Below are 24,537 nucleotides of genomic sequence, written 5' to 3'. Positions count from 1 at the left end.
CCGAAAGGATCTGATAGAGTCGGACTCGCCGGAAAGGGAAACGCGGAAGCGGGAACCTGGAAAGCACCGAGGAAATCGGATACGGAAACGGTCTGATAGAGTCGGAAACGCAAGACCGAAGGGAAGCGCCCGGAGGAAAGCCCGAGAGGGTGAGTACAAAGGAAGCGTCCGTTCCTTGAGAACTCAACAGCGTGCCAAAAATCAACGCCAGATTTGTTGATACCCCGTCTCCGGCCGATCGGTCGGGACGAGGTTCCTTTGAAAAAGTCCTGCCGGGCATTGTTCCGGTAGGCGCATCAGCGAGGACGCTGTGAACCGAAGGGATTATTCCTCCCTCCGGTTCCGCTCTCATGATGTTTCACCGGATTACCGGTAAACATTCACGGAGAGTTTGATCCTGGCTCAGGACGAACGCTGGCGGCGTGCTTAACACATGCAAGTCGAACGATGAACCACTTCGGTGGGGATTAGTGGCGAACGGGTGAGTAACACGTGGGCAATCTGCCCTTCACTCTGGGACAAGCCCTGGAAACGGGGTCTAATACCGGATAACACTCCTGCCTGCATGGGTGGGGGTTAAAAGCTCCGGCGGTGAAGGATGAGCCCGCGGCCTATCAGCTTGTTGGTGAGGTAGTGGCTCACCAAGGCGACGACGGGTAGCCGGCCTGAGAGGGCGACCGGCCACACTGGGACTGAGACACGGCCCAGACTCCTACGGGAGGCAGCAGTGGGGAATATTGCACAATGGGCGAAAGCCTGATGCAGCGACGCCGCGTGAGGGATGACGGCCTTCGGGTTGTAAACCTCTTTCAGCAGGGAAGAAGCGAAAGTGACGGTACCTGCAGAAGAAGCGCCGGCTAACTACGTGCCAGCAGCCGCGGTAATACGTAGGGCGCAAGCGTTGTCCGGAATTATTGGGCGTAAAGAGCTCGTAGGCGGCTTGTCACGTCGGGTGTGAAAGCCCGGGGCTTAACCCCGGGTCTGCATTCGATACGGGCTAGCTAGAGTGTGGTAGGGGAGATCGGAATTCCTGGTGTAGCGGTGAAATGCGCAGATATCAGGAGGAACACCGGTGGCGAAGGCGGATCTCTGGGCCATTACTGACGCTGAGGAGCGAAAGCGTGGGGAGCGAACAGGATTAGATACCCTGGTAGTCCACGCCGTAAACGGTGGGAACTAGGTGTTGGCGACATTCCACGTCGTCGGTGCCGCAGCTAACGCATTAAGTTCCCCGCCTGGGGAGTACGGCCGCAAGGCTAAAACTCAAAGGAATTGACGGGGGCCCGCACAAGCAGCGGAGCATGTGGCTTAATTCGACGCAACGCGAAGAACCTTACCAAGGCTTGACATACACCGGAAAGCATTAGAGATAGTGCCCCCCTTGTGGTCGGTGTACAGGTGGTGCATGGCTGTCGTCAGCTCGTGTCGTGAGATGTTGGGTTAAGTCCCGCAACGAGCGCAACCCTTGTTCTGTGTTGCCAGCATGCCCTTCGGGGTGATGGGGACTCACAGGAGACTGCCGGGGTCAACTCGGAGGAAGGTGGGGACGACGTCAAGTCATCATGCCCCTTATGTCTTGGGCTGCACACGTGCTACAATGGCAGGTACAAAGAGCTGCGAAGCCGCGAGGCGGAGCGAATCTCAAAAAGCCTGTCTCAGTTCGGATTGGGGTCTGCAACTCGACCCCATGAAGTCGGAGTTGCTAGTAATCGCAGATCAGCATTGCTGCGGTGAATACGTTCCCGGGCCTTGTACACACCGCCCGTCACGTCACGAAAGTCGGTAACACCCGAAGCCGGTGGCCCAACCCCTTGTGGGAGGGAGCTGTCGAAGGTGGGACTGGCGATTGGGACGAAGTCGTAACAAGGTAGCCGTACCGGAAGGTGCGGCTGGATCACCTCCTTTCTAAGGAGCATCTAGGCCGCCAAGCTTGCTTGGTGGTCCAGGGCCATTACGTCGGCACACGTTCGACGGTGGTTGCTCATGGGTGGAACGTTGATTATTCGGCACTCTCAGTCATCTCGGGCTGCCAGTACTGCTCTTCGGAGCGTGGAAAGCTGATCACGAGTGGTTGAGGTGTCGGGCACGCTGTTGGGTGTCTGAAGGTACGGCCGAAAGGCTGCCTTCAGTGCCGGCCCCAGTGAACTTGCCTCCGGGCAGGGTGATGGGTGGTTGGTCGTTGTTTGAGAACTGCACAGTGGACGCGAGCATCTGTGGCCAAGTTTTTAAGGGCGCACGGTGGATGCCTTGGCACCAGGAACCGATGAAGGACGTGGGAGGCCACGATAGTCCCCGGGGAGCCGTCAACCAGGCTTTGATCCGGGGGTTTCCGAATGGGGAAACCCGGCAGTCGTCATGGGCTGTCACCCATACCTGAACACATAGGGTATGTGGAGGGAACGCGGGGAAGTGAAACATCTCAGTACCCGCAGGAAGAGAAAACAACCGTGATTCCGGGAGTAGTGGCGAGCGAAACCGGATGAGGCCAAACCTTGTATGTGTGAGACCCGGCAGGGGTTGCATGCAAGGGGTTGTGGGATCTCTCTTTCACAGTCTGCCGGCTGTGAGACGAGTCAGAAACCGTTGATGTAGGCGAAGGACATGCGAAAGGTCCGGCGTAGAGGGTAAGACCCCCGTAGTCGAAACATCAACGGCTCGTTTGAGAGACACCCAAGTAGCACGGGGCCCGAGAAATCCCGTGTGAATCTGGCGGGACCACCCGCTAAGCCTAAATATTCCCTGGTGACCGATAGCGGATAGTACCGTGAGGGAATGGTGAAAAGTACCGCGGGAGCGGAGTGAAATAGTACCTGAAACCGTGTGCCTACAAGCCGTGGGAGCGTCGCGCATTGAGTTTACTCAGTGCGTCGTGACTGCGTGCCTTTTGAAGAATGAGCCTGCGAGTTTGCGGTGCGTTGCGAGGTTAACCCGTGTGGGGAAGCCGTAGCGAAAGCGAGTCCGAATAGGGCGATTCAGTAGCGCGCTCAAGACCCGAAGCGGAGTGATCTAGCCATGGGCAGGTTGAAGCGGCTGTAAGAGGTCGTGGAGGACCGAACCCACCAGGGTTGAAAACCTGGGGGATGACCTGTGGTTAGGGGTGAAAGGCCAATCAAACTCCGTGATAGCTGGTTCTCCCCGAAATGCATTTAGGTGCAGCGTCGTGTGTTTCTTGCCGGAGGTAGAGCACTGGATAGGCGATGGGCCCTACCGGGTTACTGACCTTAGCCAAACTCCGAATGCCGGTAAGTGAGAGCGCGGCAGTGAGACTGTGGGGGATAAGCTCCATGGTCGAGAGGGAAACAGCCCAGAGCATCGACTAAGGCCCCTAAGCGTACGCTAAGTGGGAAAGGATGTGGAGTCGCACAGACAACCAGGAGGTTGGCTTAGAAGCAGCCACCCTTGAAAGAGTGCGTAATAGCTCACTGGTCTAGTGATTCCGCGCCGACAATGTAGCGGGGCTCAAGCGTACCGCCGAAGTCGTGTCATTGCAGCAATAGGGCCAACGCCCGCTGTGATGGGTAGGGGAGCGTCGTGTGCCGGGTGAAGCCGCGCCGGAAGGCAGTGGTGGACGGTTCACGAGTGAGAATGCAGGCATGAGTAGCGATACACACGTGAGAAACGTGTGCGCCGATTGACTAAGGGTTCCTGGGTCAAGCTGATCTGCCCAGGGTAAGTCGGGACCTAAGGCGAGGCCGACAGGCGTAGTCGATGGATAACCGGTTGATATTCCGGTACCCGCTGTGAAGCGTCAAACATTGAACCAGGCGATGCTAAGTCCGTGAAGCCGCCCCGGAGCCTTCGGGCAAGGGGGAGTGGTGGAGCCGACGGTCCAGACCTGTAGTAGGTGAGTGATGGGGTGACGCAGGAAGGTAGTCCATCCCGGGCGGTGGTTGTCCCGGGGTAAGGGTGTAGGCCGTGTGATAGGCAAATCCGTCACACATTAAGGCTGAGACCTGATGCCGAGCCGATTGTGGTGAAGTGGATGATCCTATGCTGTCGAGAAAAGCCTCTAGCGAGTTTCATGGCGGCCCGTACCCTAAACCGACTCAGGTGGTCAGGTAGAGAATACCGAGGCGTTCGGGTGAACTATGGTTAAGGAACTCGGCAAAATGCCCCCGTAACTTCGGGAGAAGGGGGGCCATCACTGGTGATCCGATTTACTCGGTGAGCTGGGGGTGGCCGCAGAGACCAGCGAGAAGCGACTGTTTACTAAAAACACAGGTCCGTGCGAAGCCGTAAGGCGATGTATACGGACTGACGCCTGCCCGGTGCTGGAACGTTAAGGGGACCGGTTAGTCACTCTTCGGGGTGGCGAAGCTGAGAACTTAAGCGCCAGTAAACGGCGGTGGTAACTATAACCATCCTAAGGTAGCGAAATTCCTTGTCGGGTAAGTTCCGACCTGCACGAATGGCGTAACGACTTCTCGACTGTCTCAACCATAGGCCCGGTGAAATTGCACTACGAGTAAAGATGCTCGTTTCGCGCAGCAGGACGGAAAGACCCCGGGACCTTTACTACAGTTTGATATTGGTGTTCGGTTCGGCTTGTGTAGGATAGGTGGGAGACTGTGAAGTGCGGGCGCCAGCCCGTGTGGAGTCGCCGTTGAAATACCACTCTGGTCGTGCTGGATGTCTAACCTGGGTCCGTGATCCGGATCAGGGACAGTGTCTGATGGGTAGTTTAACTGGGGCGGTTGCCTCCTAAAGAGTAACGGAGGCGCCCAAAGGTTCCCTCAGCCTGGTTGGCAATCAGGTGTTGAGTGTAAGTGCACAAGGGAGCTTGACTGTGAGACCGACGGGTCGAGCAGGGACGAAAGTCGGGACTAGTGATCCGGCGGTGGCTTGTGGAAGCGCCGTCGCTCAACGGATAAAAGGTACCCCGGGGATAACAGGCTGATCTTCCCCAAGAGTCCATATCGACGGGATGGTTTGGCACCTCGATGTCGGCTCGTCGCATCCTGGGGCTGGAGTCGGTCCCAAGGGTTGGGCTGTTCGCCCATTAAAGCGGTACGCGAGCTGGGTTTAGAACGTCGTGAGACAGTTCGGTCCCTATCCGCTGTGCGCGTAGGAATATTGAGAAGGGCTGTCCCTAGTACGAGAGGACCGGGACGGACGAACCTCTGGTGTGCCAGTTGTCCTGCCAAGGGCATGGCTGGTTGGCTACGTTCGGGAGGGATAACCGCTGAAAGCATCTAAGCGGGAAGCCTGCTTCGAGATGAGTATTCCCACCCCCTTTGAGGGGTTAAGGCTCCCAGTAGACGACTGGGTTGATAGGCCAGATCTGGAAGGCGGGCAACCGCTGGAGGTGACTGGTACTAATAGGCCGAGGGCTTGTCCTCAGTTGCTCGCGTCCACTGTGTTGGTTCTGAAACCACGAACAACCGTCGTAGCTATGCCACGGCTCCGGTTGACAGTTTCATAGTGTTTCGGTGGTCATAGCGTGAGGGAAACGCCCGGTTACATTCCGAACCCGGAAGCTAAGCCTCACAGCGCCGATGGTACTGCAGGGGGGACCCTGTGGGAGAGTAGGACGCCGCCGAACAAATTTTGAAGAGCTGGTCCCCGAACTTCGGTTCGGGGACCAGCTCTTTTTTGTTTTGCGTCACTTTGCGTTCACGTTGCGCGACCAATATCCGCGGCATGGGTACTGCTGCAATGCTCAGGGCCGCGGGCGTCGGAGCCGGAGACGAGGTCATCGTTCCGGCCTTCGGGAACGTGGAGGTCGCCGATGCCGTGACCGAGGCCGGCGCCACGGTGGTCTTCGCCGACATAGACCCGTCGACGTACTGCCTCGACCCTCGCGCGATCGAGGCCGTCGTGACACCTCGCTCAGCGGCCCTCGTTGTCGTACACCGCTTCGGGCGGACGGCCGACATGGTGCGGCTGCGGGAACTGGGGCAGCGCCACGAACTGCTGGTCCTCGAACAGGGCGAGTCCGAGGCGCCGTACGACGAGATCGCGCAGCGCAGGGAGCGGGCCGCCTATCTCGACGGCCGGCTGCGGGGCGTACGGACCCCGGCCGGCGGCGACGGACACACCTATCAGCAGTACGTCGTGAGAGTGCCTGGAAACGGGCGGCCGGACCGCGACGCCTTCGCACGAGCCGTGCGAGCCAGGGGAGTCGAGTGCCGGGTGCCGGTGAAGACGCCGGTGCACCGGATGCCCGGGTTCCGGCGGGACATACAGCTTCCCGAGACCGAGCGGGCCGCCGACGAGACACTTTCGCTGCCGGTGGACGGGGTGTTGACGAAGCGGGAGATGCAGCGGATCGTCTCCGCGTGCAACGCGCTCGGCGGCTTGCTCCAGCCGGCCTTCTGATCGCGGGCCTCGGGTCCCGCGCCGCTGACCGGGGCCTTCGGATCCGGTCCTTCGGCTTCCGGCCGGACTGGTTGGGAACACGGTTCGGTTCGGGGTATGATCTATCTCGTTGCCGCGGGGGAAACCTCGAAAAGGCAGCAGGCCCCCCTAGCTCAGTCGGTAGAGCGTCTCCATGGTAAGGAGAAGGTCAACGGTTCGATTCCGTTGGGGGGCTCAGACAGAAAAGGCCTCCGCCCTTGTGGGCGGGGGCCTTTCGCATGTCCGGAGCCTTTCGCACGTCCGGGGCCGGGCCGAACCGGGCCTCAGTCGGTCGGGAGGCCCGGGACCCGCATCGCCAGAATCGCCATGTCGTCCGACGGGGCGTCGGAGGCGAAGCGTTCGACCGCGCGCATGATGCGCGCCGCGACCGCGCCGGCCGTCAGCCCCGTGCACGTGGTGAGGACGTCCGCGAGGCCGTCGTCGCCGAGCATGCGGGTGCCCTCGCGGCGTTCCGTGACGCCGTCCGTGACGCAGAGCAGGACATCGCCCGGATCCAGCGTCACCGTCTGCTCGTACAGCTCCAGGTCCTCCATGACACCGAGGAGCGGCTGCGGTTCGGCGGCCGGTTCGACCGTGCCGTCCTGGCGCAGGCGCAGCGGGAGCGGGTGGCCCGCGCAGACGACCTTCAGAACGGCGCTGCCGTCCTCCTGGGGCCACAACTCGCCGTAGAGGAGGGTCAGGAAGCGGCTGCGGGCGCCCTCGTCGAGGATCGCGGAGTTCAGACGCTCCAGGACCGCGGGACCGCCGTAGCCCTCACGGGCCAGCAGGCGCAGTGCGTGCCGGGCCAGACCGGTGACCGCGGCCGCCTCCGGGCCCGTACCGCAGACGTCGCCGATGGCGAAGCCGTACGCGCCGTCGCGGATCGGGAAGAGGTCGTAGAAGTCGCCGCCGACCTCGTTGCCCTCGCCGGCCGCCCGGTAGATGACCTCAACCTCGACGCCCTCGATCTGGGGAAGCTCCGGGGGCAGGAGGCTGCGCTGGAGGGACTGGCTGATGGCCGTGCGCTCCGAGTACAGGCGGGCGTTGTCCAGGGCGAGGGCCGCTCGCCGGGAGAGGTCCTCCGCCAACTCCAGGATCTCCTGGCGGAAATGCTCGTCCGAGGGCTTGCCGAGAGTCAGCATGCCGATCACGCGGTTGCGGGCCACCAGGGGGAGGACGACCGTCTCGCCGCCGACGGCGTGGGCCGTCGCCAGCGTCGTACCGATGCCGGAGCTCACCGACGCCTGGTCGCCGAGGCCCAGGCTGCGCATCGAGGTCCGCAGGGCGGCCTCGTGCGCCGCCGCGGCCGGTGCCGACCAGACGCGGGCGCCCGGGGTGGGCACCGGGTCCGGTGGCGCGATCTTCGAGAGCAACGCCTTGAGACCGTCGATGCGTTCCTCGTCCTCGTGCAGGACGTACGACAGGTACGGCTCGGAGGCCTGGTCGGCGATCGTGTAGACGGCGCACCAGGTGGCGAGGGTCGGGACCGTCATCTGGGCCATGAGGGCGAGTGTCTGGTCGCGGTCCAGGGTGCCGGCGAGCAGGTCGGAGGCCTCGACGAGGAAGGACAGGGAGCCGCGGCGCAGGCGTTCCAGTTCGCCGAGGCGGGCCGATTCCACCGCCAGGGCGATGCGGTCGGCGGCGAACTGGAGGCGCAGGGCCTCCTCGTTGGAGTAGCGGCCGGGTGATTCGGCGGCGACGCCGAGGGAGCCGGTGAGGCGGCCCTCGACCTTCAGCGGGACCGTGACGACCGAGCGCATGCCGGTGCCGCCGAGGAGCGGTACGGCACCGGGGACGACCGACAGGTCCTCGTGGACGGCGGGCATCCGGGCCGAGCCGTAGCGTCCGGGGCCCGCCTCGACGGGCACGCGCGCGAAGCGCTGGCGCGCGGAGGGCAGGCCGGTGGAGGCGCGTACCTCCAGCTCGGTCTCGTCGTCGGTCGCGAGGAGCAGGAAGGCGGAGTCGCCGTCGAGCATGTCGCGGGCCCGTTCCACCGTGCGCTGGAGGAGGCCGTCGAGGTCGTCCGGGGCGGGTGATCCGATGAAGACCTCGAACGGGTCCGTGGCCTGGCCCTCGGAGTGGGCGCCCGAGTCGGCGGACGGTCCGCGCAACGGGGTCTGCAGGACGGCGCGTTCGTGGTCGCGGACGAGGAGACAGACGGTGGAGGGTTCGCCGCCGGTGTCGCGGACGCGCAGGTGGGAGGCGTACACCGGGGTGACCCGGCCGTCGGCGCAGCGGACGCCGTAACTGCCTTCCCAGCGGGAGAGTTGGAGGGCCTCGACGATGCCGGTGCTGGTGCCGGGGGTGTGCGGCCAGGCCGCGAGGTCGGTGAGCGGTTTGCCGGTGACCTGCTCGGCCGCGTAGCCGAAGAGTTCCTCGGCGTCCTCGTTCCAGGCGTTGATGGAGCCCGTGCGGTCGATCTGGATGACCGCGACGCGGACGCGGCCGTCGGCCAGTGGCAGGAGGTGGGCGGGGAGCGAGGGGCCGGCGGCGCGGGTGCCGACCGCGCGCTCGGGGAGATCGAGCTGGAACCAGACCTGCTTGTGGGTGGGGGTGTACTCGACGCCCCAGCGGCCGGCGAGGGCCGCGCAGAGCTGGAGGCCGCGGCCGCCCTCGCGGTCGGGGCTGCCCATGCTGATGGCGGTCGCCTGGAGCGGGATCTCGCGTTCCGGGTAGTGGTCGGCGACCTCGATGCGTACCCCGTCGTCGCTGCGCAGACACAGAACGTCGGCGGCGGTGCCCGCGTGGACGACGGCATTGGTGACCAGTTCGCTGGTCAGAACGACGGCGTCGTCGACGATGTCGGCGAACCCCCAGCCCTGGAGCGTGTCCCGGACGAACGAGCGGGCGGTCGCGACGGACCGTCCCACGGGCTCGAAACTGGCGGCCGCGCGCGCGGTGATCACAGAACTCCTTGTCCGGTCGTCGGCATGCGGGGTTCCCGGGCCGACCCGCTCCTGTGCTGGCAGGGCGTGGTTTCCTGTCGGCCGGGGATCCTGGGGCGTTCCCCCAGGATGCAGTCCGGTGGTCATGGTGCGGTGCCCCTCCGATGCCTGCCCGCTCGTACTCGTGCCACCGCCCAGGCCGGACGGGACCGGCGCGGCTGGACAGCCGCATGCAAGGTTACTTACCTTCACCGCCCCCGCGGATGCCGGTCACGAGTGTTTCCGTCTTGAAGAGTCCGGTGTTTCCGTTCGGACACGTGTGTGTGATTGCCTCCGGCCAGGGGCGGAGTTCCGTCCCGAGGGTGTGCGGACGATGTGCGAAGCTGCCGAACTGTTATGGCCTGGTTCAGCCGGGGTGAAACACTGGGCAGGCTTCAGGAGAAAGGTCCGGGCAGGCCGAATGCCTCCCCTGCACCACGAACAGCAGTACCCGAGTACGCCGAGCAGTATTGGTCGACCCTTGCGGGAGGGACACAGTGGAGTCTGGCGCAGCGACGCGGGGCGGTAGGACGCGCGCGAAAGGCGGACAGTCCCTGAACAGCGGGCGCACACCGCGTACCGGGACCACCGAGGTGGACACGGCGGCCCTGAACCGGTTGCTGGCGGCTCTGGTGTCGATGCGGGACGGCAACTTCCGCAAGCGGCTCACCGTTTCCGGTGACGGCGTCATGTCCGAGATCTCGGCGGTCTTCAACGAGGTCGCCGACCGCAATCTGCATCTGACCGGTGAGCTGTCGCGGGTACGGCGGGTGGTGGGCCGTGAGGGAAAGCTCACGGAGCGGCTGGAGACGGGTGCCGGTGACGGCGCCTGGGCGGCCGCGATCGAGGCGTCGAACGCGCTGGTGGACGATCTCGTACGACCCGTCTCCGAGGTCGGCCGGGTACTGTCCGCTGTCGCGGAGGGCGATCTGTCGCCGCGGATGGACCTGCGCGCGCAGGCGGCGGACGGCAACGGTCATCCGCTGCGCGGTGAGTTCCTGAAGGTCGGGCGGACGGTCAACAACCTGGTCGACCAGTTGTCGACGTTCACCGACGAGGTCACCCGGGTGGCCAGTGAGGTGGGCACCGAGGGCAAGCTGGGCGGACAGGCCCGGGTGCGCGGTATGTCCGGTTCGTGGAAGGACCTCACGGACTCGGTCAACACGATGGCGTACCGGCTGACCGCGCAGGTGCGTGACATCGCTCTCGTGACGACGGCCGTCGCCAAGGGTGATCTGTCGCGGAAGGTCACCGTTCACGTGGCCGGCGAGATGCTGGAGCTGAAGAACACCGTCAACACGATGGTGGACCAGCTCTCCTCGTTCTCCTCCGAGGTGACACGCGTCGCCCGCGAGGTGGGTACGGAGGGGGAGCTGGGCGGTCAGGCCCAGGTGCCCGGTGTGGCCGGTGTGTGGAAGGACCTCACCGATTCGGTGAACCTGATGGCCGGCAACCTGACGGCCCAGGTGCGCGGGATCGCGCAGGTGACGACGGCGGTCGCCAGCGGTGACCTGTCGCAGAAGGTGACCGTCTCCGCGCGCGGTGAGGTCGCGCAGCTCGCCGAGACGATCAACCAGATGACCGAGACGCTGCGGACGTTCGCGGACGAGGTCACCCGTGTCGCCAACGAGGTCGGTGGCGAGGGGCGGCTCGGCGGTCAGGCGAACGTGCCGGGGGCGGCGGGAACGTGGAAGGACCTGACGGACTCGGTCAACACGGTCTTCCGGAACCTGACGACCCAGGTGCGGGACATCGCCGCCGTGACGACCGCGGTGGCCAACGGTGATCTGTCGCAGAAGGTCAGCGTCCAGGTCGCCGGCGAGATGCTGGAGCTGAAGAACACCGTCAACACGATGGTCGACCAGCTGTCGTCGTTCGGTGTCGAGGTCACGCGAGTGGCGCGCGAGGTCGGCGTCGAGGGTGAACTGGGCGGCCAGGCACAGGTTCCGGGGGTGGCCGGTACCTGGAAGGACCTCACGGACTCCGTCAACACGGCGTTCCAGAACCTGACCGGCCAGGTGCGCAACATCGCGCAGGTGACCACGGCGGTCGCGAACGGTGATCTGTCGCAGAAGGTCACCGTCGACGTCTCCGGCGAGATGCTCCAGCTGAAGAACACCGTGAACACGATGGTGGACCAGCTGTCGAGCTTCGCCGACCAGGTGACGCGGATGGCGCGTGACGTGGGTACGGAGGGCCGCCTCGGCGGTCAGGCCCGGGTGGACGGTGTGTCGGGCACCTGGAAGGAACTCACCGACTCCGTCAACTTCATGGCGGGGAACCTGACTTCGCAGGTGCGGCAGATCGCGCAGGTCACCACGGCGGTGGCCCGGGGTGACCTGTCGCAGAAGATCGACGTGGACGCGCGCGGCGAGATCCTGGAGCTGAAGAACACCATCAACACGATGGTCGACCAGCTCTCCGCGTTCGCCGACCAGGTGACGCGGGTGGCCCGTGACGTGGGTACGGAGGGCCGGCTCGGCGGTCAGGCGCAGGTGCCCGGCGTCGCCGGTGTGTGGCGCGACCTGACCGATTCGGTGAACGGCATGGCCGGCAACCTCACCGCGCAGGTCCGCAACATCGCGCAGGTCGCGACGGCGGTGGCCCGGGGTGATCTGTCGCAGAAGATCGACGTGGACGCGCGCGGCGAGATCCTGGAGCTGAAGAACACCCTCAACACGATGGTGGACCAGCTCTCGAACTTCGCCGAGCAGGTGACGCGGGTGGCGCGTGAGGTGGGCACGGAGGGCATGCTCGGCGGGCAGGCCGAGGTGCAGGGTGTCTCCGGCACCTGGAAGGACCTCACCCAGTCGGTGAACTTCATGGCCAACAACCTGACCATCCAGGTGCGCAACATCGCCGAGGTGACGACCGCGGTCGCCAAGGGCGATCTGTCGAAGAAGATCACCGTCGACGCCAAGGGCGAGATCCTCGAACTGGTCACCACCGTCAACACGATGGTGGACCAGCTCTCGAACTTCGCCGAGCAGGTGACCCGGGTGGCCCGTGAGGTGGGTACCGAGGGCAACCTGGGCGGTCAGGCGCGGGTGCCGGGTGTCACCGGCATCTGGAAGGACCTGAGCGACAACGTCAACGTGATGGCCGACAACCTGACCAACCAGGTGCGGAACATCGCGCAGGTCGCGACGGCGGTGGCCAACGGCGACCTCACCAAGAAGGTCACGGTCGAGGCGAGCGGCGAGGTCGCACAGCTCGCCGACACCGTCAACACGATGGTGAAGACGCTGAGTTCGTTCGCCGACCAGGTGACGCGGGTCGCCCGCGAGGTGGGCACGGACGGCATTCTCGGCGGCCAGGCGCGGGTGCCGGGCGTGTCCGGCACGTGGAAGGACCTCACCGAGTCGGTGAACGGGATGGCGTCCAACCTGACCGGCCAGGTGCGCAACATCGCGATGGTCACGACGGCCATCGCCAAGGGCGATCTGACCAAGAAGATCGACATCGACGCGCGCGGCGAGATCCTGGAGCTCAAGACCACCATCAACACGATGGTCGACCAGCTGTCGTCCTTCGCTGAGGAGGTCACCCGGGTCGCCCGGGAGGTGGGCACCGAGGGGCAGTTGGGCGGCCAGGCGCGGGTGCGTGACGTGGACGGCACCTGGCGCGACCTCACCGAGTCGGTGAACGAGATGGCCGGGAACCTGACCCGGCAGGTGCGTGCCATCGCGCGCGTGGCGACCGCGGTGACGCGCGGCGACCTGAACCTGAAGATCGACGTGGACGCCTCGGGCGAGATCCAGGAACTTCAGGACTACATCAACAAGATGATCGCCAACCTGCGCGACACCACCATCGCCAACAAGGAGCAGGACTGGCTGAAGGGCAACCTCGCGCGCATCTCCGCGCTGATGCAGGGGCGCCGTGACCTCGACGACGTGGCCTCGCTGATCATGAGCGAGCTGACTCCGGTCGTCTCGGCCCAGCACGGCGCGTTCTTCCTCTCCATGCCGCTGGTCGACGGCAAGGACGCGGGCACCGAGGACGAGGAGGCGTACGAGCTGCGCATGCTCGGGTCGTACGGCTACTCGATGGGCTCCATGCCGACGTCGTTCCGGCCCGGTGAGGCGCTGATCGGGACGGCGGCGCAGGAGAAGCGCACGATCCTCGTGGAGAACGCGCCGAGCGGCTATCTGAAGATCTCCTCCGGGCTGGGCGAGGCGCCTCCGGCCCAGGTCATCGTGCTTCCGGTGCTGTTCGAGGGGACCGTGCTCGGTGTCATCGAGCTGGCGTCCTTCACCCCGTTCACGCAGATCCAGCGGGACTTCCTGAACCAGATCGCCGAGATGATCGCGACGAGCGTCAACACCATCTCCGTCAACACCAAGACGGAGGTACTGCTCCGGCAGTCGCAGGAGCTCACCGAGCAACTGCGGGAGCGTTCGGCGGAGTTGGAGAACCGGCAGAAGGCGCTGCAGGACTCGAACGCGGAGCTGGAGGAGAAGGCCGAGCTGCTGGCCCAGCAGAACCGCGACATCGAGGTCAAGAACACCGAGATCGAGGAAGCCCGGCAGGTGCTGGAGGAGCGCGCCGAGCAACTCGCCGTCTCCATGCGCTACAAGAGCGAGTTCCTGGCGAACATGTCGCACGAGCTGCGTACGCCGCTGAACTCGCTGCTGATCCTGGCCAAGCTGCTCGCCGACAACGCGGACACCAACCTCACCCCGAAGCAGGTCGAGTTCGCCGAGACGATCCACGGAGCGGGCTCGGACCTGCTCCAGCTGATCAACGACATCCTTGACCTGTCGAAGGTCGAGGCGGGCAAGATGGACGTGTCGCCGACCCGGATCGCACTCGTCCAGCTCGTCGACTACGTGGAGGCCACGTTCCGTCCGCTGACCGCGGAGAAGGGGCTCGACTTCTCCGTACGGGTGTCGCCGGAGCTGCCCGCCACGCTGCACACCGACGAGCAGCGGCTCCTCCAGGTGCTGCGCAACCTGCTCTCCAACGCGGTGAAGTTCACGGATTCCGGTGCCGTCGAGCTGGTGATCCGGCCCGCCGGGACGGATGTGCCGGTGGCCATCCGGGAACAGTTGCTGGAGTCGGGGTCGCTGCGGGACGCGGACGCCGATCTGATCGCGTTCTCCGTCACCGACACCGGTATCGGGATCGCGGCCAGCAAGATGCGGGTGATCTTCGAGGCGTTCAAGCAGGCGGACGGCACGACGAGCCGCAAGTACGGCGGCACGGGTCTGGGGCTCTCCATCTCGCGGGAGATCGCGCGGCTGCTGGGCGGCGAGATCTACGCCCAGAGCGAGCCGGGACGCGGCTCGACCTTCACCCTGTATCTGCCGCTGCACCCGAGCGAACTGCCGCCGCAGGGCTACGGGCAGCTCGCGCCGACGCTGGAGACCGGCGAACTGCTGGCCTCCGAGGCCGAACTGCACGACATCAGGATGCCGGCCGAGGTGAAGTCGTACCAGGACGCCCAGAACGGGCCCGCCGCACTGTTCAGGAGGCGCCGCAGGGCGCTGCCCACGGCCGAGCAGCACTCCGCCGTTCCCGGACAGCCGGACGGTGCGGGGGGCGTGGCCCAGGAGCCGTGGGGGGCCGCGGGCCAGCAGGACGCGGGACCGCAGCAGGGTCGTGGCATCCGGTTCGAGGGCGAGAAGGTGCTGATCGTCGACGACGACATCCGCAACGTCTTCGCGCTGACCAGCGTCCTCGAACAGCACGGGCTCTCGGTGCTTTACGCGGAGAACGGCCGTGAGGGCATCGAAGTCCTGGAGCAGCACGACGATGTGACGGTCGTTCTGATGGACATCATGATGCCCGAGATGGACGGCTACGCCACGACCACGGCGATCCGGCGGATGCCGCAGTTCGCGGGACTGCCGATCATCGCGCTCACGGCGAAGGCCATGAAGGGCGACCGGGAGAAGGCGATCGAGTCGGGTGCCTCCGACTATGTGACCAAGCCGGTCGATCCCGATCATCTGCTGTCCGTGATGGCGCAGTGGATGCGTGAGGGGTGACAGACTCGTGGTGCGGTGACGCGTGGCCGTCACGTGCTGTTGGGCGCCTGGACACCGTGCGGCACGGCCGCGCGGTCTCGGATGACGGACTGTGCCCGAAGCCGTGTAGAGGCAGGGGATTCGGGGAACCTTCTGGTCCCCTGCCGCGTTTCTGCTACGTGCACAGTGACATCGCGGTGACAGGGTGTGGCGACAGGCGGGGTGCGGCTACCATGACCGGCACAAGGACGGGCGGCGCAAGGGAGTCGTCCCCTGGGGCGGCGCCCGGTGCTACCCCAAGTCCTGTGGACAGGGGAGGCCCCATGCCGGGGCGAGGAGGGCGGGCCATGGTGCAGAAGGCCAAGATCCTCCTGGTCGATGACCGGCCGGAGAATCTGTTGGCGCTGGAGGCGATCCTCTCCGCGCTCGATCAGACACTGGTACGGGCATCGTCCGGGGAGGAAGCGCTCAAAGCGCTGCTCACGGACGACTTCGCGGTCATTCTGCTGGACGTTCAGATGCCGGGCATGGACGGTTTCGAGACCGCCGCGCACATCAAGCGGCGGGAGCGGACCCGGGACATCCCGATCATCTTCCTCACCGCCATCAACCACGGCCCGCATCACACCTTCCGGGGGTACGCGGCCGGCGCGGTGGACTACATCTCCAAGCCCTTCGACCCGTGGGTGCTGCGCGCGAAGGTCTCGGTGTTCGTCGAGCTCTACATGAAGAACTGTCAACTCCGGGAGCAGGCGGCTCTGTTGCGGCTCCAGTTGGAGGGCGGGGGCAAGGCGGTGCTCGGCGAGTCCAAGGAACCCGCCGGACTCCTCGCCGAACTCTCGGCGCGGCTCGCCGCCGTCGAGGAGCAGGCGGAGGCGCTGTCCAAGCAGCTCGACGACGACTCGGCGGACGCGGCGGCGGTGGCGACCGCGGCCCATCTGGAACGCAAACTCACCGGACTGCGCAGGGCGCTGGACGCGCTGGAGCCGGGTACGGGCAGCGGTGCCCCTTCGCTGCCGTCGCAGAACTGATGCCGGCCCGGACGTGTCCGGGCTCCCCCGGAACGGCGTGAGGAAGCGTCAGTTCCGCTCCCGGTAAGGCTGACACGATCGGGTGAAGCCGGGGTCCCCCCTGTTCGAGCGAAGTCGAGAACTTGGGGGAGGCACACGTGTCGCTGTCGTCTCCACCGGTAACCTCACACACATGGCCTCACGTCAGTCCGCAGCCAAGAAGCCGCCCGCGAAGAAGGCGGCCGCTCCGACGAAGGCTCCGGCGAAGAAGGCCCCCGTGAAAAAGGCAGCCGCCGGCAAGGCGCCCGCCAAGAGGGCCGCGGCGAAGAAGCCCGCTCCCGCGCCGGCGCCCAACCCGACCGCGGGTGTGTACAGACTCGTACGCGCCCTGTGGCTGGGCATCGCCCATGCCGTCGGAGCCACCTTCCGCGGGATAGGGCGGGGTGCGAAGGGGCTCGACCCGGCGCACCGCAAGGACGGACTCGCGCTCCTGCTGCTCGGCCTCGGCCTGATCGTCGCGGCGGGTACCTGGTCCAATCTGCGCGGCCCCGTCGGCGACCTCGTCGAGATGCTGGTGACCGGCGCCTTCGGCCGGCTCGACCTCCTCGTCCCGATACTCCTCGCCGTCATCGCGGCCCGGCTCATCCGGCACCCCGAGCAGCCCGAGGCCAACGGCCGCATCGTGATCGGTCTGTCGGCGCTCGTGATCGGCGTGCTCGGCCAGGTGCACATCGCGTGCGGGTCGCCCGCGCGCAGCGACGGGATGCAGGCGATAAGGGATGCCGGCGGGCTGATCGGCTGGGGGGCGTCCACCCCGCTGACGTACACGATGGGTGACGTCCTCGCCGTACCCCTGCTCGTGCTGCTCACGATCTTCGGGCTGCTGGTCGTCACGGCGACCCCGGTGAACGCGATCCCGCAGCGGCTGCGGCTGCTCGGCCAGAAGCTCGGCATCGTCCAGGCCGACTTCGACGAGGCCGCGTTCGCCGAGGACGAGGAGCGCTACGACGAGCAGTGGCGCGACGGGCTGCAGGCGGGCTCCCGCAGACGCCCGCGCGCCCCCGAGGCGTACGACCCCGACGGCGCCGAGCAGGAGGCGCTCACCAGGCGCCGGAGCCGCCCCCGGCGGCCCGGAGCCCAGCAGCCCGACATGAACCGGCCGATGGACGCGGTGGACGTCGCCGCGGCGGCCGCCGCGGCGCTGGACGGCGCCGTGCTGCACGGGATGCCGCCCTCGCCCCTGGTCGCCGACCTGACGCAGGGCGTCAGCGTCGAGCGGGACGGGTACGAGGAGACGACGCCGGTACCGGCAGCCCGCGCCAAGGCCGTACCCGGCGCCAAGCGGCCCAAGCAGGAGGCCCTGCCGGTCCAGTCCGTGGTGCCCGACCTCACCAAGGCCGCGCCCGACGGCCCGCGCGAACTGCCCCCGCGCGCGGAGCAGCTCCAGCTCTCCGGGGACATCACCTACTCACTGCCCTCGCTCGACCTCCTGGAGCGCGGCGGTCCGGGCAAGACCCGCAGCGCCGCCAACGACGCGGTGGTCGCCTCCCTGCAGAACGTCTTCAGGGAGTTCAAGGTCGACGCGGCCGTCACCGGCTTCACCCGCGGGCCGACGGTGACCCGCTACGAGGTCGAGCTCGGCCCCGCCGTGAAGGTCGAGCGGATCACCGCGCTCACCAAGAACATCGCCTACGCGGTCGCCAGCCCGGACGTGCGGATCATCAGCCCGATCCCCGGCAAGTCCGCGGTCGGCATCGAGATCCCCAACACCGACCGCGAGATGGTCAACCTCGGCGACGTGCTGCGCCTCGCGGACGCGGCGGAGGACGACCATCCGATGCTGGTCGCGCTCGGCAAGGACGTCGAGGGCGGCTATGTGATGGCCAACCTGGCGAAGATGCCGCACGTCCTGGTCGCCGGAGCCACCGGTTCCGGCAAGTCGTCGTGCATCAACTGCCTGATCACCTCGGTGATGGTCCGGGCGACCCCGGAGGACGTGCGGATGGTCCTCGTGGACCCCAAGCGCGTCGAGCTGACCGCGTACGAGGGCATCCCGCACCTGATCACGCCGATCATCACCAACCCGAAGCGGGCCGCCGAGGCGCTGCAGTGGGTCGTACGGGAGATGGACCTGCGCTACGACGACCTCGCGGCGTTCGGGTTCCGGCACATCGACGACTTCAACGCGGCCATCAGGAACGGCAAGGTCAAGCTGCCCGAGGGCAGCGAGCGCGAGCTGACCCCGTACCCGTACCTCCTGGTGATCGTCGACGAGCTCGCCGACCTGATGATGGTCGCGCCGCGTGACGTCGAGGACTCCATCGTGCGCATCACCCAGCTCGCCCGCGCGGCCGGCATCCATCTGGTGCTCGCCACGCAGCGTCCGTCCGTCGACGTCGTCACCGGTCTGATCAAGGCGAACGTGCCCTCCCGGCTCGCCTTCGCCACCTCCTCCCTGGCGGACTCGCGCGTCATCCTCGACCAGCCCGGCGCCGAGAAGCTCATCGGCAAGGGCGACGGACTCTTCCTGCCGATGGGGGCCAACAAGCCCACCCGTATGCAGGGTGCCTTCGTCACCGAGGACGAGGTCGCGGCGATCGTGCAGCACTGCAAGGATCAGATGGCGCCCGTCTTCCGGGACGACGTCACCGTGGGCAGCAAGCAGAAGAAGGAGATCGACGAGGACATCGGCGACGACCTCGATCTGCTGTGCGCCGCCGCCGAACTGGTCGTCACCTCGCAGTTCGGGTCCACCTCGATGCTCCAGCGCAAGCTGCGCGTCGGCTTCGCCAAGGCCGGCCGGCTGATGGACCTCATGGAGTCGCGCGGGATCGTCGGGCCCAGTGAGGGGTCCAAGGCCCGTGACGTTCTCGTGAAGGCCGACGAGCTGGATGAGGTGTTGGCCGTGATGCGCGGGGAAACGGAAGCGTAGAACCCCCGGCGAGGGGAGACGGGACGGTCGGCGACGCAGTGGTGAGCGCGTGGCGGTCGCTCAGGGAGCGGCCGCTCGTCGGACGGGTAGCGGAACGTCATGTTCCGCACCTGGTTGATATGTGAACGTGACTCACCCGTAAGGAGTCGGTGAGCAACCGTTTCGCCTCGTCGCACGTCAAGTTGAGCGAAGGGACGCCACCATGTCCCTGCATCAGGATGACCGGCCATTCTGATGGCGTACAAAGTCCTACCGTCCGGTTGCCCCACCCTTTCGTACCCCCCCTAGACTGAACTTCCAGCACAGGTGGCTACACGCTCGAAAGGCGCCCCCGTGTCCATCGTCAACTCACCTGACGGCAACTCACCCGAAGACGAGCGTCCGTTCGAAGACGACCCTGCGGCCGAGCGGCCCTCGATCGGACGTGCCCTTCAGCGGGCGCGCATCGAGGCCGGTCTGACCGTCGACGACGTCAGTAACGCCACCCGCGTCCGTATCACGATCATCCACGCCATCGAACAGAACGACTTCGCTCCCTGTGGTGGCGACGTCTACGCGCGCGGGCACATCCGTACCGTGGCCCGCGCCGTCCGGATCGATCCCGTCCCGCTGCTCGCGCAGTACGACGCCGAGCACGGTGGACGTCCCGCGCCGACGCCCGCCGCCCCGCTCTTCGAGGCGGAACGCATCCGCCCCGAGCGCCGCGGACCGAACTGGACGGCCGCCATGGTCGCCGCGATCGTCGCGGTGATCGGCTTCGTCGGGTTCACCGTCGTCAAGGGCGGCGGCAACGGGGACGACTCGAAGACCCAGGTCGCCGAGGGGTCCACGCCCATCACCAAGAAGTCCGCCGCGCCGTCCACGCAGGCGACCAAGCCCGCCGACCCGAAGCCGGAGCCGTCCGACAGTGCCATCGCGGCCGCCCCGCAGGACAAGGTGACCGTCCGGGTGAGCGCCGCGGACGGACGAAGCTGGATCTCCGCCAAGGACCACAACGGGCGGATGCTCTTCGACGGGCTGCTGAACAAGGGCGAGTCCAAGACCTTCCAGGACAGCTCCAAGATCAACCTCATCCTCGGCGACGCCGGAGCCATCCAGCTGTTCGTCAACGGGAAGAAGATCGAGGACCAGTTCCAGCCGGGCGCGGTCGAGCGTCTGACGTACACGAAGGGCGACCCGCAGGTCGGATAGGGTCCCGGGAATCACGCCGTCGACGGGGTTGGCCAAGATCGGCCAACCCCGTCGACGTGGGCTGTCGGTGAGACAAAGTAGTCTTGAGCCCATGCCTGAACGCCGTACCGTCGCACTCGTCACCCTTGGCTGCGCCCGTAACGAGGTGGACTCGGAGGAGCTCGCAGGCCGCTTGGAGGCGGACGGCTGGCAACTCGTGGAGGACGCCGAACAAGCGGATGTCGCCGTCGTCAACACCTGTGGCTTCGTGGAAGCCGCCAAGAAGGACTCCGTCGACGCCCTCCTCGAAGCCAATGACCTCAAGGGGCACGGCAGAACCCAGGCCGTCGTGGCGGTGGGCTGCATGGCCGAGCGGTACGGCAAGGAACTCGCCGAAGCGCTCCCCGAGGCCGACGGAGTGCTCGGCTTCGACGACTACGCCGACATCTCCGACCGCCTCCAGACCATCCTGAACGGCGGCATCCACGCCTCCCACACCCCGCGCGACCGGCGCAAGCTGCTGCCGATCAGCCCGGCCGAGCGGCAGAGCGCCGGCGAGGAAGTGGCCCTTCCCGGCCACGGCGCCCCCACCGACCTCCCCGAGGGCGTCGCCCCCGTCTCCGGCCCCCGCGCGCCCCTGCGCCGCCGTCTGGACGGGTCCCCGGTCGCCTCGGTGAAGCTGGCCTCCGGCTGCGACCGCCGCTGCACGTTCTGCGCCATCCCGTCCTTCCGCGGCTCCTTCATCTCGCGACGCCCCAGCGACGTCCTGAACGAGGCCCGCTGGCTCGCCGAGCAGGGCGTCAAGGAGGTGATGCTCGTCTCCGAGAACAACACCTCGTACGGCAAGGACCTGGGTGACATCCGTCTCCTGGAGACGATGCTGCCCGAGCTGGCCGAGATCGACGGCATCCAGCGCGTGCGGGTCAGCTATCTGCAGCCCGCCGAGATGCGTCCCGGACTCATCGACGTCCTCACCTCGACACCGAACGTCGCGCCCTACTTCGACCTGTCCTTCCAGCACTCCGCGCCGGACGTGCTGCGCGCGATGCGCCGCTTCGGCGACACCGACCGGTTCCTGGAGCTGCTCGACACCATCCGTTCCAAGGCCCCGCAGGCCGGCGTCCGCTCGAACTTCATCGTGGGCTTCCCCGGGGAGAGCGAGGCCGATCTCGCGGAGCTGGAGCGCTTCCTCACGGGAGCCCGCCTCGACGCGATCGGTGTCTTCGGCTACTCCGACGAGGACGGCACCGAAGCGGCGACGTACGAGAACAAGCTGGACGAGGACGTCGTCGCCGAGCGTCTGGCGCGGGTGTCCCGTCTCGCCGAGGAACTGGTCGCGCAGCGGGCCGAGGAGCGCGTGGGCGAGACAGTGAGCGTGCTGGTGGAGTCCATCGACGGCGAGGACGGCGCGTACGGCCGGGCCGCCCACCAGGCCCCCGAGACGGACGGCCAGGTGCTGTTCACGAGCGGCGAGGGTCTGACCGTCGGCCGTATCGTCGAGGCCAAGGTGGTCGGTACGGAAGGTGTCGACCTGGTGGCCGAGCCGCTCCCGGGCTCGCTCGCGTGTACCGAGGAGGCGGCCAGATGACGGGAGTCCCGGCATCCGCGGCGGGCGGCTCCCCGGGCGCCAAAGGGGCGACGGGCGCCCCCGGCGCGACCGGTGCTCCGGGAGTGCCCGGCGCCGCGGCCGCATCCGGTACTCCGGGCGCATCCGGTGCCCCCGGGGGCACGAAGCCGGCGCGGGGCGGGAAACTGGGCGCCGCGGCCGTCAACCAGGCCAGCCTCTGGAACATCGCCAACATCCTGACCATGATCCGGCTCGTCCTCGTGCCGGGATTCGTGGCGCTGATGCTGGCCGACGGCGGATACGACCCCGCCATGCGCGCCTGGGCCTGGGCGGCCTTCGCCGTCGCCATGATCACCGACATCTTCGACGGCCACCTGGCACGCACCTACGACCTCGTCACCGACTTCGGGAAGATCGCCGACCCGATCGCCGACAAGGCGATCATGGGCGCGGCGCTGGTCTGCCTGTCCGCCCTCGGTGATCTGCCCTGGTGGGTCACCATCGTGATCCTCGGGCGCGAGCTCGGCGTCACCCTGCTGCGCTTCGTCGTGATCCGGTACGGGGTCATCCCCGCGAGCCGCGGCGGCAAGCTCAAGACGCTGGCCCAGGGCACGGCGGTCGGCATGTACATCCTGCCGCTGACGGGGGCGCTGGCATCCCTGAGGTTCTGGGTGATGGCGGTCGCCGTCATCCTGACCGTGGTCTCCGGACTCGACTATGTGAGACAGGCCATTGTGCTGCGCCGCCAGGGGATCGCCGAGCGGCGGGCGGCCGCCGCGGAGGCCGAGCGGTGACATCCACGGCCACTGAAGTGGTGCGACTACTCACGGTGAGGGGCGAGACGCTCGCCGTCGCCGAGTCGCTCACCGGTGGCCTGGTGGCCGCGGAGATCACCGCGGTGCCGGGTGCCTCGAAGGCGTTCCGCGGCTCCGTGACGGCGTACGCCACCGAACTGAAACACGAACTGCTGGGCGTCGACGCCACTCTTCTGGCGGAACGTGGCGCCGTGGACGCGCAGGTCGCGGGCCAGATGGCGGCCGGGGTGCGCAAGGCGCTCGGCGCCGACTGGGGGATCGCGACCACCGGCGTCGCCGGTCCCGATGCCCAGGACGGACAGCCGGTCGGCACGGTCTACGTGGCCGTGGACGGGCCCTCCGGAGCGCCGTTCGGCACCGATCGTGGCGGGAAAGTGGCGCCGCTGCGGTTGAACGGCGGCCGGGCGGAAATCCGTATGGAGAGTGTACGCAGCGTACTCGCGCTGCTCCTGCAGGAGCTCGCGGGCGAACAGACCGGGAATGAGCGGGCACAGGATACGGAACAGAACGGGGGGTTTTGATGTTTGCAGCCCTGAGTGAACACGACATCGCTCCCCGCACGGCCGCGGCGCAAGGCGGTACGGTGGGGCGTGAAGGATGCGGCTACGCGGTCCGAGGAGGGAGCCACCGATGATTCTGCTCCGTCGCCTGCTGGGTGACGTGCTGCGTCGGCAGCGCCAGCGCCAGGGCCGTACTCTGCGCGAAGTCTCCTCGTCCGCCCGAGTCTCACTCGGCTATCTCTCCGAGGTGGAGCGGGGGCAGAAGGAGGCATCCTCCGAGCTGCTCTCCGCGATCTGCGACGCGCTGGACGTACGGATGTCCGAGCTCATGCGGGAAGTGAGCGACGATCTCGCCCTCGCCGAGCTGGCACAGTCGGCTGCGGCCACCGAACCGGTGTCCGCACCGGTACGTCGCCCGATGCTCAATTCCGTATCGGTGACCGGCGTGCCACCGGAACGGGTCACGATCAAGGCGCCTGCCGAAGCGGTCGACGTCGTCGCCGCCTGACGCTCACCGGCTCGCATTCCCGGGCCGAGAACGCGAACGACAAGCCCCGGCCGGGGCTTCTCCGGGAGAACCGGAGGAGCAGGGCCGGGGCTTTCGCGTTGCCCGGGGTTCCTCCTGGGTCCATTTGCCGGTATCCGGCGCGGCCTCCATGGTGGGAGGGACGTGGCGAGGCCGGCACCGGACCCCCGGGACCGGTACGGCCGTGAGGCAGGTCGCCGCAGTCGTCGTGAATCGGAGGATGCGGATGTACGTCGTGAAGAGCTCCCTGTCCGACGCGGACCTGAAGACCGTCGCCGAGGCTCTGCAGGGTGCCTTGGTCGACCTGGTGGACCTCTCCCTCGTGGCGAAGCAGGTCCACTGGAACGTGGTGGGGCCGCGCTTCCGTTCCGTCCACCTCCAGCTCGACGAGGTCGTGGACGTCGCGCGACTGCACTCCGACACGGTGGCCGAGCGCGCCTCGACCATCGGTGTCCCGCCGGACGGGCGGGCCGCGACGGTGGCGTCGAGCAGTGGCGTCGCGGCGACGCCCGAGGGCTGGATCAAGGACACCGACGCCGTCCGCACCCTCGTGGAGGCGCTCGGCGCGGTGATCGCGCGGATGCGGGAACGGGTGGCCGCCACGGGGGACCCGGACCCGGTGAGCCAGGACATCCTCATCGGCATCACGGCCGACCTGGAGAAGCATCACTGGATGTTCCAGGCGGAGAACGGGTGACGGCCCCGGAACCGCTGCGCCCCGGCCGGTCCCGTGGACCGGCGGGGTGCCCTGCCCGCACGTGAGTCGGCGGCCCGGTACGGGGCCC

General features: G+C 66.8%; 11 protein-coding genes, 1 tRNA gene and 3 rRNA genes. 14 read left to right on the top strand and 1 reads right to left on the bottom strand.

Going from position 1 to position 24,537, the window contains the following annotated elements:
* Nucleotides 1–379 precede the first annotated feature (379 nt).
* The 5 genes from OHT01_RS11665 (at nt 380) to OHT01_RS11645 (ending at nt 6,532) form a co-directional block, all read left to right on the top strand.
* Nucleotides 380–1,905 (top strand): 16S ribosomal RNA (locus OHT01_RS11665).
* Nucleotides 1,906–2,215: 310 nt separating this feature from the next.
* Nucleotides 2,216–5,339 (top strand): 23S ribosomal RNA (locus tag OHT01_RS11660).
* Between the two features lie 86 nt (nt 5,340–5,425).
* Nucleotides 5,426–5,542 (top strand): 5S ribosomal RNA (rrf, locus tag OHT01_RS11655).
* The 16S, 23S and 5S rRNA genes sit together here, the layout of an rRNA operon.
* A 113-nt stretch (nt 5,543–5,655) precedes the next feature.
* Nucleotides 5,656–6,318: a DegT/DnrJ/EryC1/StrS family aminotransferase gene (locus OHT01_RS11650; protein WP_328558089.1), complete on the top strand. Its 663-nt coding sequence runs from the start codon at nt 5,656–5,658 to the stop codon at nt 6,316–6,318.
* A 141-nt stretch (nt 6,319–6,459) separates the two neighbouring features.
* Nucleotides 6,460–6,532, top strand: a tRNA-Thr gene (locus OHT01_RS11645).
* A gap of 88 nt (nt 6,533–6,620) precedes the next feature.
* Here OHT01_RS11645 and OHT01_RS11640 read toward each other — a convergent pair.
* Entirely contained in the window at nt 6,621–9,368 is a 2,748-nt protein-coding gene (locus OHT01_RS11640) for a SpoIIE family protein phosphatase (protein WP_328553075.1), read from the bottom strand.
* Nucleotides 9,369–9,757: 389 nt separating this feature from the next.
* Here OHT01_RS11640 and OHT01_RS11635 point away from each other — a divergent pair, with 389 nt between their 5' ends.
* The 9 genes from OHT01_RS11635 to OHT01_RS11595 all read left to right on the top strand — a co-directional run bounded on the left by OHT01_RS11635 (nt 9,758) and on the right by OHT01_RS11595 (nt 24,449).
* Nucleotides 9,758–15,253: a HAMP domain-containing protein gene (locus tag OHT01_RS11635; protein ID WP_328553074.1), complete on the top strand. Its 5,496-nt coding sequence runs from the start codon at nt 9,758–9,760 to the stop codon at nt 15,251–15,253.
* Nucleotides 15,254–15,579: 326 nt separating this feature from the next.
* On the top strand, nt 15,580–16,263 hold the full coding sequence (locus OHT01_RS11630; RefSeq protein WP_328553073.1) for a response regulator: 684 nt from the start codon (nt 15,580–15,582) through the stop codon (nt 16,261–16,263).
* 172 nt (nt 16,264–16,435) lie between these two features.
* Nucleotides 16,436–19,174: a DNA translocase FtsK gene (locus tag OHT01_RS11625; protein ID WP_328553072.1), complete on the top strand. Its 2,739-nt coding sequence runs from the start codon at nt 16,436–16,438 to the stop codon at nt 19,172–19,174.
* A 333-nt stretch (nt 19,175–19,507) separates the two neighbouring features.
* On the top strand, nt 19,508–20,365 hold the full coding sequence (locus OHT01_RS11620; RefSeq protein ID WP_328553071.1) for a helix-turn-helix domain-containing protein: 858 nt from the start codon (nt 19,508–19,510) through the stop codon (nt 20,363–20,365).
* Between the two features lie 91 nt (nt 20,366–20,456).
* Nucleotides 20,457–21,932: a 30S ribosomal protein S12 methylthiotransferase RimO gene (gene rimO / locus OHT01_RS11615; RefSeq protein WP_328553070.1), complete on the top strand. Its 1,476-nt coding sequence runs from the start codon at nt 20,457–20,459 to the stop codon at nt 21,930–21,932.
* Nucleotides 21,929–22,705: a CDP-diacylglycerol--glycerol-3-phosphate 3-phosphatidyltransferase gene (pgsA, locus tag OHT01_RS11610; RefSeq protein WP_328553069.1), complete on the top strand. Its 777-nt coding sequence runs from the start codon at nt 21,929–21,931 to the stop codon at nt 22,703–22,705. The genes rimO and pgsA overlap by 4 nt, the downstream gene beginning before the upstream one ends.
* The gene (locus OHT01_RS11605; protein WP_328553068.1) at nt 22,702–23,247 is read left to right on the top strand and encodes a CinA family protein; all 546 of its coding nucleotides are present in this window, start codon (nt 22,702–22,704) and stop codon (nt 23,245–23,247) included. The genes pgsA and OHT01_RS11605 overlap by 4 nt, the downstream gene beginning before the upstream one ends.
* A gap of 109 nt (nt 23,248–23,356) precedes the next feature.
* Complete coding sequence (locus tag OHT01_RS11600) at nt 23,357–23,734, top strand: helix-turn-helix domain-containing protein (RefSeq protein ID WP_328553067.1); 378 nt, start codon at nt 23,357–23,359, stop codon at nt 23,732–23,734.
* Nucleotides 23,735–23,978: 244 nt separating this feature from the next.
* On the top strand, nt 23,979–24,449 hold the full coding sequence (locus tag OHT01_RS11595) for a Dps family protein (protein ID WP_328553066.1): 471 nt from the start codon (nt 23,979–23,981) through the stop codon (nt 24,447–24,449).
* The last annotated feature ends 88 nt before the right edge of the window (nt 24,450–24,537 follow it).

The sequence above is a fragment of the Streptomyces sp. NBC_00358 genome (assembly GCF_036099295.1).
Taxonomy (GTDB): Bacteria; Actinomycetota; Actinomycetes; order Streptomycetales; family Streptomycetaceae; genus Streptomyces.
Note: the sequence above shows the minus strand (reverse complement) of the source record. Positions and strands in the feature narration are given on the sequence as shown.

Excerpts from the sequence above, each read along its gene's own strand:
- OHT01_RS11650 (WP_328558089.1), top strand. The coding sequence starts at position 5,656 with ATGCTCAGGGCCGCGGGCGTCGGAGCCGGAGACGAGGTCATCGTTCCG.
- OHT01_RS11640 (WP_328553075.1), bottom strand. The coding sequence starts at position 9,368 with ATGACCACCGGACTGCATCCTGGGGGAACGCCCCAGGATCCCCGGCCG.
- OHT01_RS11630 (WP_328553073.1), top strand. The coding sequence starts at position 15,580 with ATGGTGCAGAAGGCCAAGATCCTCCTGGTCGATGACCGGCCGGAGAAT.
- OHT01_RS11625 (WP_328553072.1), top strand. The coding sequence starts at position 16,436 with ATGGCCTCACGTCAGTCCGCAGCCAAGAAGCCGCCCGCGAAGAAGGCG.
- rimO (WP_328553070.1), top strand. The coding sequence starts at position 20,457 with ATGCCTGAACGCCGTACCGTCGCACTCGTCACCCTTGGCTGCGCCCGT.
- pgsA (WP_328553069.1), top strand. The coding sequence starts at position 21,929 with ATGACGGGAGTCCCGGCATCCGCGGCGGGCGGCTCCCCGGGCGCCAAA.
- OHT01_RS11600 (WP_328553067.1), top strand. The coding sequence starts at position 23,357 with ATGATTCTGCTCCGTCGCCTGCTGGGTGACGTGCTGCGTCGGCAGCGC.
- OHT01_RS11595 (WP_328553066.1), top strand. The coding sequence starts at position 23,979 with ATGTACGTCGTGAAGAGCTCCCTGTCCGACGCGGACCTGAAGACCGTC.